The 12093-nt window shown below is 71.0% G+C and carries 8 protein-coding genes and 1 pseudogene; 2 read left to right on the top strand and 7 right to left on the bottom strand.

The genetic code is table 11. The annotated features are described in order from the left end of the window. Positions 1-49: 49 nt before the first annotated feature. Positions 50-1815: pseudogene (locus P8A20_RS02375) on the top strand (discoidin domain-containing protein). A gap of 151 nt (positions 1816-1966) precedes the next feature. Here P8A20_RS02375 and P8A20_RS02370 read toward each other — a convergent pair. The 6 genes from P8A20_RS02370 to P8A20_RS02345 all read right to left on the bottom strand — a co-directional run bounded on the left by P8A20_RS02370 (position 1967) and on the right by P8A20_RS02345 (position 9209). Beyond that, positions 1967-3973 carry a hypothetical protein gene (locus P8A20_RS02370; RefSeq protein WP_306102746.1) on the bottom strand — a complete coding sequence of 669 codons (2007 nt, stop codon included), beginning with the start codon at positions 3971-3973 and terminating at the stop codon, positions 1967-1969. Between the two features lie 133 nt (positions 3974-4106). Beyond that, complete coding sequence (locus P8A20_RS02365; protein WP_306102745.1) at positions 4107-4490, bottom strand: hypothetical protein; 384 nt, start codon at positions 4488-4490, stop codon at positions 4107-4109. A 134-nt stretch (positions 4491-4624) separates the two neighbouring features. Next, positions 4625-5983 (bottom strand): GH1 family beta-glucosidase, encoded by a 1359-nt coding sequence (locus tag P8A20_RS02360; protein ID WP_306102744.1) that lies wholly within the window; start codon positions 5981-5983, stop codon positions 4625-4627. A 20-nt stretch (positions 5984-6003) separates the two neighbouring features. Continuing rightward, positions 6004-6882, bottom strand: coding sequence for a carbohydrate ABC transporter permease (locus tag P8A20_RS02355; protein WP_187282227.1), 879 nt, complete (start codon positions 6880-6882; stop codon positions 6004-6006). Then, complete coding sequence (locus P8A20_RS02350; protein ID WP_306102743.1) at positions 6875-7885, bottom strand: carbohydrate ABC transporter permease; 1011 nt, start codon at positions 7883-7885, stop codon at positions 6875-6877. The genes P8A20_RS02355 and P8A20_RS02350 overlap by 8 nt, the downstream gene beginning before the upstream one ends. A gap of 10 nt (positions 7886-7895) precedes the next feature. After that, positions 7896-9209, bottom strand: coding sequence for an ABC transporter substrate-binding protein (locus P8A20_RS02345; protein WP_306102742.1), 1314 nt, complete (start codon positions 9207-9209; stop codon positions 7896-7898). A 143-nt stretch (positions 9210-9352) separates the two neighbouring features. Between P8A20_RS02345 and P8A20_RS02340 the strand changes: the two genes are divergently transcribed. Next, on the top strand, positions 9353-10690 hold the full coding sequence (locus P8A20_RS02340) for an ROK family transcriptional regulator (RefSeq protein ID WP_306102741.1): 1338 nt from the start codon (positions 9353-9355) through the stop codon (positions 10688-10690). A gap of 236 nt (positions 10691-10926) precedes the next feature. Here P8A20_RS02340 and P8A20_RS02335 read toward each other — a convergent pair whose 3' ends face one another. Continuing rightward, entirely contained in the window at positions 10927-11997 is a 1071-nt protein-coding gene (locus P8A20_RS02335) for a LacI family DNA-binding transcriptional regulator (protein WP_306102740.1), read from the bottom strand. Between the last annotated feature and the right edge of the window lie 96 nt (positions 11998-12093).

Here is a 12093-nt window from a genome sequence, read left to right as displayed (position 1 = left end):
GAGGGAGAGCGCTCTCCCATTCGTTCCCCCCACGAGGAGCTGTCACCTCATGAAACTGCCACGTCCCACCCCATCGGCCCGCGGTCGCAGACGCACGACGGCGCGTCTCGCGGTCGCCGCGCTCGTCGCGGCCGGAGCGGCCACCCTGCCCGTGCCCGCCGCGCATGCGGCCGGAAGCGTGGTGAAGGTCGAAGGAGCACAGGGCGCATGGAAGCTGACCGTCGACGGTGCGCCGTACACGGTGAAGGGCCTGACCTGGGGCCGGCCGTCGCCGACGCCGGGAAGTACATGCCCGACGTCAGGTCGATGGGCGTCAACACCATCCGGACCTGGGGCACCGACGCCACCACGAAACCCCTGCTGGACAGTGCCGCGGGCCAGGGCATCAAGGTCATCGCCGGCTTCTGGCTCCAGCCGGGAGGCGGACCCGGCAGCGGCGGATGTGTGAACTACCTGACGGACACCGGGTACAAGAACGACATGCTCGCCGAGTTCCCCAAGTGGGTCGAGACCTACAAGGACCACCCCGGCGTCCTCATGTGGAACGTGGGCAACGAGTCCGTGCTCGGTCTGCAGAACTGCTACAGCGGTGACGCCCTGGAGCAGCAGCGCGACGCGTACACGACCTTCGTCAACGACATCACCAAGAAGATCCATGCCGTGGACCCGAACCACCCGGTGACCTCGACCGACGCCTGGACCGGAGCCTGGCCCTACTACAAGAGGAACGCGCCGGACCTCGATCTGTACGCCGTGAACTCCTACGGCGCCGTCTGCGACATCCGGAAGACCTGGGAGGACGGGGGGTTCGACAAGCCCTACATCGTGACCGAGGGCGGTCCGGCAGGTGAGTGGGAGGTACCCGACGACGCCAACGGTGTGCCGGACGAGCCGACCGATGTCGCGAAGGCCGGCGGCTACAGCCGCGCCTGGCAGTGCGTCACGGGCCACACGGGGGTCGCACTCGGCGCCACCCTGTTCCACTACGGCACGGAGTACGACTTCGGCGGTGTCTGGTTCAACCTGCTCCCGGCGGGCCAGAAGCGGCTCTCGTACTACGCCGTGAAGAAGGCGTACGGAGCCGGAACCCCGGGGGACAACACCCCGCCCGTGATCACCGGCATGACGGTGGACAACGCCTCGGCCGTCCAGGCGGGCAAGCCCTTCACCGTGAAGGCGTCGGTGTCGGACCCCGACGGCGATCCGATCACGCACCAGATGCTGTTCGGCAGCAAGTACGTGGACGACAGCGGGCAGCTCGGTGACGTGCCCTTCACGGACAAGGGCGACGGCACCTTCGAGGTCACCGCTCCCGACCGGCTCGGTGTGTGGAAGGCCTATCTGAAGAGCTCGGACGGCAGGGGCAACGTCGGCATCGAGACCAAGTCCTTCAAGGTCGTGCCCCCGCAGGTCGGAGGAACGAACCTGGCGGCGGGCAAGTCCGCCTCCGCGTCCACCTCCCAGCCGGACGGCACCGGCTGCCCGTGCCCCGCGGGCAAGGCGGTCGACGGCTCCTTCGACACCCGCTGGGCAAGCGACTGGTCCGACCAGCAGTGGATCCAGGTGGACCTGGGGGCGAGGACCGCGTTCGACCATGTGCAGCTCGCCTGGGAGACCGCGTACGCCAGGGGATACACCGTGCAGACCTCGGACGACGGCCAGGACTGGAAGACCGTCCACACGGTCACCGAGGGCAACGGCGGCATCGACGACATCGACGTGACCGGCGAGGCGCGCTACGTACGGGTGAACACCTCCGTGCGCGGCACCCCCTGGGGCTACTCGCTCTACGAGTTCGGTGTCTACCGGCGCTGACCTCCGCCGAACCCGCCGCACCGTTCCACTCCCCGCCGTCGGTGCGGCAGGACGGTCCGCGGTGGGGCCACGGACCTCCGTGGCCCCACCGCGGACTCCTCCGTGTGCCGTTATCCCGCCGCCCGGCCGACACCTGACGGCGGGAGGCCCCTCAGCGTGCCGAGGGTGCCGTCCCGCCGTCGCGGAGCGCCGCGGTCACCCGGAACACGGCGTCCTGCGGTGCGCGGACGGCCAGCGTCGTGCCGGCAGCCGCCCCGCGGACGGAACCCTCCACCGCGACGCGGTTCACGGCGCGGCTCCCCGCGGCGAGCACGTACCAGGCTCCGGTGGGCGACCTCCAGTGGGTGCCGGCGACGACGTGCTGGCCGAACCGGCTGCACAGGGCGCTGTTCCGGCGGTCGGACACCACCTCGGCCCGTGCGGAGGGGGAAGCGGCGGGCGGGACGAACTGCACGAGGACCCGGCCCGGGCCGCGCCAGGTGTCCGCCCGGGTGCACACCCAGTCCGCCGTGGCGCGGGTGCCGGGCAGCGGCTGCACCGCGAAGTGCCAGTTGTTGACCGCCCGGACCCCCGAGCGCCGCAGGTCCCGCAGCGAACAGGCCGTGCGGGCCCAGCCGACCAGGGCGTCGGAACCCGTCGCCTCGCGTGGCTGGCGGGCCGGAGCGCCGGAGCCGGGTGCCGGTGTGTGGGTGAGGTGCACCGGGGCGAGGTCGCCCAGGTCCGTGACGAGGAATGCGTGCTTCTCCACGATCTTCTCCGACGACCGCAGCTGCATCGCGGGCCACGACCCGCATGTGCCGCCCTCCGCCGGGCGGGGCACCGCCGCGGTGACACCGTCGCCGTCCACGTCGAGCGGCCATGCGGGGGTATCGGGCGCGAGGAGGTCCCTCGTAGCCGACTCCGCCACCCAGGGCGCCAGGAGATATCTCGCCGATGTGGCGGTGCGGCTTACGGTGAGCGCCGCCGCGGTGGTGACGTCCGCGTCGTCGGCCCGTGCGAGGTCCAGGGCGGGGGCGCCCTCCCCGGACAGCGGTTCGGTGTACCGGACGACGCGCACCCCGCCGTCGTGGAACAGCACCACGGCCTGCCCGCCCAGGTCGCCCGCGAACAGCAGCTGAGGCGGCTGGGCAGGGGCCACGACCGCAGTTCCGGGGGTGTGGGTGACGGTGACGTCCGGTCGGGGTGCGGCCCAGCTGTCCAGCGCCCGCCCCAGGAGCTCAAGGTCGTCGAGCCGGCCCCCGCGTGACGGCCAGGCACTGAAGTCCACGCGTGAGGTGTCCGCCCACTGCTCCGGAGACGTCCGCACCAGGGCCGCGGGGTCGAGTGCCCCGCCCGGTACCGTCACACTCCGGACGGCGGCTCGTGACGGGACGTCCTCGGAGTCCGGGCCGGTCGTGAGGGCCAGACCGCCCGCCACGAAGAGCAGCGCCAGCGCGGCAGCCCCCGCCCGTACCCGGTGCCGACGGCGCAACAGGTCGCCGGGGCGGGTCTGAACCGTGCAGGGATCGAACTCGCCCGATCCCAGCATGCGCCGGACCCGCTCGTGGTCGCTCCCGGCCATCTGAGCCGCGGCCCGCACGGCGTCGCCCGGATCCGCCACGCCGGCGCCGGCGAGCAACGCCTGCGCGGCCTCGCCGGACAGCGACTCCAGCAGACGCAGACCCAATGCCGCCCGGACCGGCGCCGAGACGTCGGCCAGGGCGCGGTCCAGGGCGAATTCGTCCATGCCACCGGCGCGCGGGAAGAGCCTGAGCCCTCGTACGACCGGCATCGAGGGGCGCAGCGCGGCCGGTGCGGGCACCCTCCCCGGCCACCAGCGGGGCTTGTGTCCGTAAGCCAGTGCGGAGCGCACCACCCTCAGGCGGACCGCGGCGTACGCGGGTGTGCGGGTGCTGTCACCCGTGCCGCCTCCGGACCGTGGAGCGGGGATGCCTTCCGTGCCGGGGCCCGGTGCGGGGCGGGCCCTGCCGTGCAGGGCACGTTGTACCGAGGTGTGTGCCGCGAGCACCCTGCGGTGCCGGCCGAGGCTCGGCGGCAGTGTGAGGTAGGCCAGGCGCACGAGGCGCGGATAGTGCTCGACGAGTGCCGCCTCGGCCTCCTTCACACCGAGGTGCGCGCCGGGACCGAGGGGGCGAAGCGGCGGGGGATGGAGCGGCATGTGCTGGTGCCTTCCGAGCCGTGGGCGTAGAACCTTCACCCCGGCAAACGAGCCAATCGTGTGACGGTCACATCGGACACGTCACCGCACCGGTCATTGCCCTTTCCCCGCACCGTCAGGAGCGGGGCGTCCACTACCGGGGAGGCTCCTCAGGCCCCTCGTCACCCGCACTCAGCTCCTCGGCACGCAGGGCCAGATCCTGCAGCACGTCGGATGAACTCACGTCCTCCTGACCGGAGTCATGGATCTGGGCGAGCGCGATGAAGGCCAGCGTGAACGCTCCGACCAGCTGTTCGACGGCGCCGCCGACCTCGCGTCCCACCAGCGCCGCCATCTCCTCGACGGTGGCGTCGGAGGGGATGGCGATGTGCGGCATCGTCTCGTTGAGCAGGGTCGTCACCATGTTCCCGCCCACGTCCGGGTCGACGCCTTCGCTGTCACCCTCGGCGTGGCGCTGCATCTCGCCGGCCTCCGTGAGGATGCCGATCACTCGCTTGAGGACTTCGCTCTGCTCCATACGGTGAGCATAAGCGCCGGGCCTACGCCGCTTGATCGTCCTCCGGCGGTGCGCCGAACGGCAGACGCCCCCGGACACCGGCGGTGGGGGCCGCCGTGCCGGGGGCGTGCCGGGCCGTCGCCCGGGGAGGGGGCTCAGTCCGCCGCGCGTGACCTGTCGCCCGAGACCGCGCGGATCAGCTCCGCGTAGCGCCGTCCGCTGCTCTTGACGGTGCGGCGTTGCGTCTCGTAGTCGACGTGCACCAGGCCGAACCGCTTGTCGTATCCGTACGCCCACTCGAAGTTGTCCAGGAGCGACCAGGCGAAGTAGCCGGCCAGCGGCGCTCCGCCCGCCACGGCGCGGGCACAGGCCGCGAGGTGTTCCTCCAGATACCGCGTGCGCTCCGGGTCGTGCACCGAGCCGTCGGGACCGACGGTGTCCCGGTAGGCCGAGCCGTTCTCCGTGACGTGGATCCGCCGGGCCCCGTACTCCTCGGTGAGGCGCAGCAGCAACTGCTCCAGACCCTCGGAGTGGACCTCCCAGTCCATGGCGGTGTGCCGGGCCCCGGGCACCGGGATCTGCCGGGCGAGGGGGACCGGGCCGTCGTCGTCGGCGGTGACGATCTGGCGGAAATAGTAGTTCAGCCCGAGCCAGTCCAGCGGTGCCGCGATGGTCTCCATGTCCCCCGCCCGCACGGGCAGTTCGACTCCGTAGAGGTCGAGCATGTCCTGCGGGTAGCCCCGGCCGTGGATGGGGTCCAGCCACCAGCGGTTGATGTGACCGTCGGCGCGGACGGCGGCGGCCAGGTCCGCCGGGCTCTCGCTCGCGGCCTGGACCGGGCTGAGGTTGTTGACGATGCCGACCCGGGCGTCCGGGCACCGGTCACGGATCTCCCGGACGGCCAGGCCGTGGCCGAGGTGGAGGTGGAACGAGGCACGCACGGCGGCCGTCAGGTCGGTGAGCCCCGGTGCCATCCTCCCTTCCAGATGGCCGATCCAGGCCGAGCAGAGGGGCTCGTTGAGCGTCGCCCAGTCCTTCACCCGGTCGCCGAGGCGGTCGACGACGACGCCGGAGTACGCCGCGAAGTGCTCGGCGGTCTCCCGTACGGTCCATCCGCCCCGGTCCTGGAGCGCCTGCGGCAGATCCCAGTGGTAGAGCGTGGTGAACGGGGTGATCCCGGCCTCCAGGAGGCCGTCGACCAGCCGGTCGTAGAAGTCGAGTCCGGCCTTGTTCACCGGGCCGTCGCCGCCGGGCACGACCCGCGGCCAGGCCACCGAGAAGCGGTAGGCTCCGGCGCCGAGCTCCTTGATCAGGCCGATGTCCTCGGGGACCCGGTGGTAGTGGTCGCACGCCACGTCGCCGGTGTCACCGTTGTCGACGGCGCCGGGGGTGTGCGAGAACGTGTCCCAGATGGAGGGGGCGCGGCCGTCCTCCGCCACGGCTCCCTCGATCTGGTACGCGGCGGTTGCCACCCCCCATGTGAAGTCCCGGGGGAGAGCGCTGAGATCGTTCACCGGCTTCCTTTCGGCAGTGGTCACTTGACGGCTCCCGCGGTGAGCCCGGCGACGAGATAGCGCTGCAGGAGCAGGAAGCCCGCCACGACGGGCACGCTGACGACGAGCGAGGCGGCCATGACCTGGTTCCAGTACACGTCGTTCTGGGTGGCGTAACCCTGCAGGCCCACGGCGAGGGTGCGCGTGACGTCGTTGGTCATCACGGAGGCGAACAGCACTTCGCCCCAGGCCGTCATGAAGGCGTACACGGACACGGCCACGATCCCCGGCACGGCGGCCGGCACGACCACCCGGAACAGCGCGCGCATCGGGCCGCAGCCGTCCACCATGGCGGCCTCGTCCAGGTCCCTCGGGATGGAGTCGAAATAGCCGATCAGCATCCAGATGGAGAAGGGCAGCGAGAACGTCAGGTACGTGAGGATCAGCCCGCCCCGGGAGCCGTAGAGGGCCAGGCCGGTGGTGTTGCCGATGTTGACGAAGATCAGGAACAGCGGGAGGAGGAAGAGGATCCCGGGGAACATCTGGGTGGAGAGGACCGTGACGGTGAAGACGCGCTTGCCCCGGAAGCCGTAGCGGCTCACGGCGTAGGCCGCGAACACCGCGATCACCACCGAGCACACCGTCGCGGCGCCCGCCACGATCAGCGAGTTCACGAAGTACCGGGCGAGCGGAACGGTGTCCCAGATGTCGATGTACGGCTGGACCGTGAGGCCGTCCGGGATCCACCTGAACTTCCCCGACACGTCCTGGAGCGGCTTCAGGGAACTGCTGATCATCACGTAGACCGGCAGCAGGACGAAGCCCGCGAGGAGGGTCAGGACCACGCGCCGGGTCCACAGGAAGGACCGCGGTGCGGCCATCGGGGACCGGGCGGCTCGGGCACCGTCGCGGCTAGGCATGGGAGCCCTTCCTTCCTCGGGACGTGAGGAACAGGTAGACGGCCGTCACGACCAGGAGGAACAGCAGCAGCAGGACGGACATCGCCGAACCGGTGCCGAAGTTCCAGGTGACGAAGGACGACTGGTAGATGTGGATCGAGATGAGGTCCGCGTCCGCGGGAGCCGCCTTGCCGAACAGCACGTACGGCGTGTTGAAGTCGTTGAACGTCCAGAGGAACAGGACGAGCACGAGGACCTGGTTGACGGGCCGCAGAGAGGGCATCGTGATCCTGCGAATCTGCTGCCGGACGCCCGCGCCGTCGATGGCGGCGGCCTCGTACAGCTCGCGGGGGATGTTCTGCAACGCGGCCATCAGCATGAGGAAGGCGAACGGCCAGCCCTTCCAGACCGAGACGACGATGAGCGCGTAGATGCTGTTGTCGCCGATCAGCCAGAAGGACGGCTGGTCGGTGATGCCCAACTGGTCGTGCAGGACGTGGTTCACCAGCCCGTTGTCCCGCTGGAACATGAAGGCCCAGGTGATGACGGCCGCGTAGACCGGCAGGGCGTACGGGACGAGGAAGAGCGCGCGCAGGAAGCCCCGGCCGCGGAAGCTCTCCTGCAGCATGATCGCCGCGGTGACGCCGAACAGCCATGCCAGGCCGACGGCGAAGAACGTGAAGACGCAGGTGACGAAGAAGGAGTGGAGCAGGGCCTCACCGATCGGCGCGTCGAAGTCGACGGCGATCTCGTAGTTCTCCAGGCCCGTCCAGGGGGCTGCCCCCCAGTTGCTGATGAAGAACTGGGTGAGCTGACGGAAGCTCATCACGATGCCGACGATCATCGGGATCAGATGGATGAGGAGTTCGAGCAGGACGGCGGGGAGGAGCAGGAGATAGGGCAGTCCGCCGCGGCGGATCCGGTCGGGGATGCGCGGCATTCCGCGGCGCGCACCCCCGCTGCCCCGGCTCGTACCCCTGCTGGACCTGTCGGTCCCGGGGTCCGTGGTCACGGTGGTCGTCATGGACAGAGCCTCAACCCTGCATCGTCTGCTGGGCCTTTTCGAGGCGCGCCCTGACGGATTCTGTGGTGACGGGAGTGCCGGCCGCGGCGTCCGCGAACAGCTCCTTGACCGCGGTGCCCACCGCCGTCTCGAACTGCGACTCGTTCGGCACCTGGGGGAGCGGAGCGGCACTGGTGGCGAGGGTGTCGCGCAGGACCTTCAGCTCGGGCGCCGCGAAGGCGGGATCCGACTGCGCGGCCTTGACCGGCGGGATCGAGCCGTAGGTCTTGCAGAGGATCTTCTGTTCCTCGTCGCTCGTCATGAACTTCACGAACTTCTTCGCACCGTCGATGTTCCTGGTGTTCCTGAACACCGCCATGTTGATCCCGGCCACCATGGAGTTGGTCTGCTTGCCCGCGCCAGGCGCGCCGGCGGGCACGGGGACGGGGGCGACGCCCCAGTCCTCCGGCTTCATGCCCTGGGCTGCGAACGTGGTGGCGGCGGCCTGCCACAGGACCATCGCCGTCCGGCCCTTGGCGAAGTCCGTCAGGGACTGGTTCTGGGCGTACTCGGCGTTGCCCGGAGCGACGATCTTGTCCTTGGCCATGAAGTCGACGTACTGCTTCACGGCGGCGACGGCTCCGTCCGAGGTGAAGTCCGCCTTGCCCTCCTCGTCGAAGAAGTCCGCGCCGTGCTGCTGCCCCAGGACGAACGTCTGGTGGATGTTGTTGGAGAGGTTCGAACCCTCCGCGCCCAGGGCCCACTTGCCGTCCTTGGACAGCTTCCTGCCGTCCTCGACGAGCTGGTCCCAGGTGGCGGGCGGCGCGGTGATGCCCGCGTCGGCGAACATCTTCTTGTTGTAGTAGAGGGCGTACGAGAGTGAGTAGAGGGGCACCGCGGCGGGCGGCTCGCCCTCCTTGCCCGCGGAGGCCACAGCCGAGTCGATGAAGCGGTCCCGGCCGCCGATCGCCTCGAAGTTCTCGTCGTCCCAGGGGAGCAGCGCGCCCGTGGCCTGGAGCGAGGCCGACCAGGTGTTCCCGATGTTGAGCACGTCCGGGCCCTGGCCCGACGTGGTGGCGGCGAGGATCCGGTTCAGCAGGTCGGCCCAGGGCACGACCTCCAGCTTCACCTTGATCCCGGTCTCCTTCTCGAACTTCTTCAGCTCGGGAGTGAGGATCTTCTTGTCGGCCTCGATGCTCGGGCCCTGGTTCGACGCCCAGTAGGTCAGGGTCCTGGGGGACTCGTTGCTCCCGCCGTCCGACGACGTACCGCCGCCGCAGCCGGTGACACCGGCGGCGACGGACAGGGCGAGGGTGATCGCTGCTGCGGCTCTGAGGTGACGCATGAAAGGTGGCCCCTTTCCGGGGAGGGCGCGGTTCGGGATCCGAACGCCCCTTCCGCTCTTAATTTAAGATGTGATTTAAGTGATGAAGAAAGTGCGCGTCAAGGTCCGGGGCCGGGGTATGTTGCCGGGACGAAGGGAGCAACATGGCTGAGCGCAGCAGACGGACCGTGCGTGACCTGCGAAGGGGCAATCGGGCGCGGGTATTGCAACGGTTGTATTTCGACGGCCCGCTGAGCCGTCAGGAACTGGGGCCGGCGACCGGGCTGAGTTCGGGATCCATCAGCAACGTGGTCGCCGAGCTGGCCACGGAGGGGCTCCTGGAGGAGGCGGGCGTCGTCGACTCCGACGGAGGACGCCCGCGTACCCTGCTGCGGATCGCCCCGGGCGGCGGGCTGTTCGTGGGCATCGACATCGGCGAGACCCGGGTACGGGTCGAGCTGTTCGACCTCTCCTTGACGGAGCTCGCGCGCACCGACCGGCTGCTGGCCCAGCACGGATACGACGTCGAGCGCATCGTCGGCCACGTCCGCTCGGGCGTCTCCGACGTACTGCGCGACGCCGGCGCCGACCCCCGCATGCTGCTCGGCATCGGCATCGGTGTGCCCGGCATCATCGAACGCGACGCTCCGGAGGCCGCGGGCGGCCCGGGTGCCGTCGTCCACGGTCAGACCATCGGATGGAGCGCCGTTCCCTTCGAGCGGCTGCTCCGGGAGGCCGTGCAGGTCCCGCCGGAGGTGCCGTTCTTCATCGACAACGGCGCGAAGACGCTGGGGCAGGCCGAGATGTGGTTCGGCGGCGGCCGCGGTGCCGGAGCGGCCGCCGTCGCCCTGATCGGCTCCGGGGTGGGGGCGAGCGTGAGCCGGGGGGACATCCTCGACGAGGACCTCTCGAACGCGGCCCTCGAGTGGGGCCACACCACGGTCCAGCTACGGGGCCGCCGGTGCCGCTGCGGTTCCATAGGATGCCTGGAGGCGTACGCAGGCGCCGAGGCGATGCGGGAACGCTGGCACGAGGCCGGCGGCCCGCTGCCCCCGGACGCCGACGACGAGACCGCCCTCGCCGCGCTGCTCAGTGCGGCCTACCCGGGGCCCGGCGCAACCGCCCCGGACCCGGTGGCCGTCGCGATCCTGGACGAGACGGCGGAGTGCCTGGGGGCGGCCCTGGCCGATCTGGTCAACCTCTTCCTGCCCGAACGCATCCTGCTCGGTGGCTGGGCCGGTCTGCTCATCGGCCCGCACCTGCTCCCGCAGATCCGCCGGTACGCCGAGGAGTACGCCCTCGAACACGCGGTCGCCCGGACCACGATCGGTCTGGGGCATCTGGGCCCTGACGCGGTCACGGTGGGCGCCGCGACCCTGCCGCTGTCCGACTTCCTGGCGCGCGGCGGCACACGGCCCGCGCCGCCGGTGCTGCCGGGGGCCGGAGCGGCGTCGGACCGTGCCGCCGCACCGGCGGGCCGGGGTCGCTCCGTGACGGGCTGACGGGGCGGGCTGACGGGGCGGGCTGACGGGGCGGCGGGTTCCGTGCACCGGTCGCCCCAACTGTCGTACGCGTGTGGGAAGGCCCGTCCGCCGTGACGATGCGGGCGACGGGCCCCGTGACGGCCCGTCACGTCATGGCGGACGGCAGGGTGAACCAACCCGTGCGTCGGTCTCCCGGGTGCCCCGGAGCCGATGCGACCCCGGTAGGAGCTGGGCAGGGCTCCCGGGCTCCTGTTTCACGCGGAATCCCTGACCACCAGCACCGGTTCGAAGATCACGGACGTCATCGGCCGGTCCGGCGCGGCCAGCCGGTCCAGGAGGAGCCCGGCCATCTCCGCCGCCATGTCCTCCACCGGCTGCCGCACCGTGGTGAGCGGCGGCCGGCACGCCGATGCGGCGCTGCTGTCGTCGAAGCCGATCACGGCCACGTCCTCCGGTACCCGTCTGCCGTGCTCCCGCAGCACATGACAGGCTCCGGTCGCCATCAGATCGTTCGCGGCGAACACCCCGTCCAGGTCGGGGTGTTCAGCGAGGAGTCGCTCCATGGCGGCCTCCCCGCTCTCCTGTGTGAACCGCCCCTCGGCGACGGGCGGGACGGATGATCCCTGCCGGGTCAGAGCGTCCTGGAAGCCCGCCAGCCTCTCGCGCCCCGCGGGCACGTCCAGTGGTCCGCTGATGGTGGCGATCCGCCGGCAGCCGCGCGCCAGCAGGTGCTCCGCGGCCAGCCGGGCACCGTCCCGGTGCGCGAGGTCGACGTAACTGATCCCGACCGGCCGGGCCGGGCGCGCGTAGAGCACGGCGGCCAGACCCGCCTCCGTGATCATTCCCGGCAGTGGGTCCTCCGCGTGCGTCGACACGATCAGCGCCCCGTCGGCGCTGCCCTGCCGCAGGTACTCCACCACCTCCTCACGTGCCCGCGACGTCTCGGCGAACATCAGCACCGGGTGCATCCCGCGCGGCCGCAGGGAGTTGACGACCCCTGTCACGACCCGGCCGAAGAACGGGTCCGCGAAGACCTGCGCGGTGAAGGCCCCCTCCCCGGCGGCCCCTCCGTCGTCCGGCTCGACGCCCGCGCCCGACACCACCAGCGCGACGGCGTCCGTGCGCCGGGTGACCAGGGAGCGGGCCGCGCGGTTGGGCGCGTAGCCGGTGACGGAGACCGCGCGTCGTACGGCCTCCTGGATCGCGGGGTCCACGTTGCGCACCCCGTTGATGACGCGGGAGACCGTGGCGCGCGAGACGCCGGCCGTCCGTGCCACGTCCTCCAGTGTGGGGGCCGTGCCCGCCGGTCGCAGAGCATCCGTCATGAGCGCATTTATAGCATCGGAGGGGCGGTGGGATAGAGCGCTCTCCCGTTCGCTCCCCAGCCGCTTCCCTTGCCTGTCCGCAGGGGTCGTGCGCCG

The organism is Streptomyces sp. Alt3 (assembly GCF_030719215.1).
Taxonomy (GTDB): Bacteria; Actinomycetota; Actinomycetes; order Streptomycetales; family Streptomycetaceae; genus Streptomyces; species Streptomyces glycanivorans.
The sequence above is the reverse complement of the archived record's forward strand: the minus strand, read 5'-3'. Positions and strand labels throughout refer to the sequence as shown.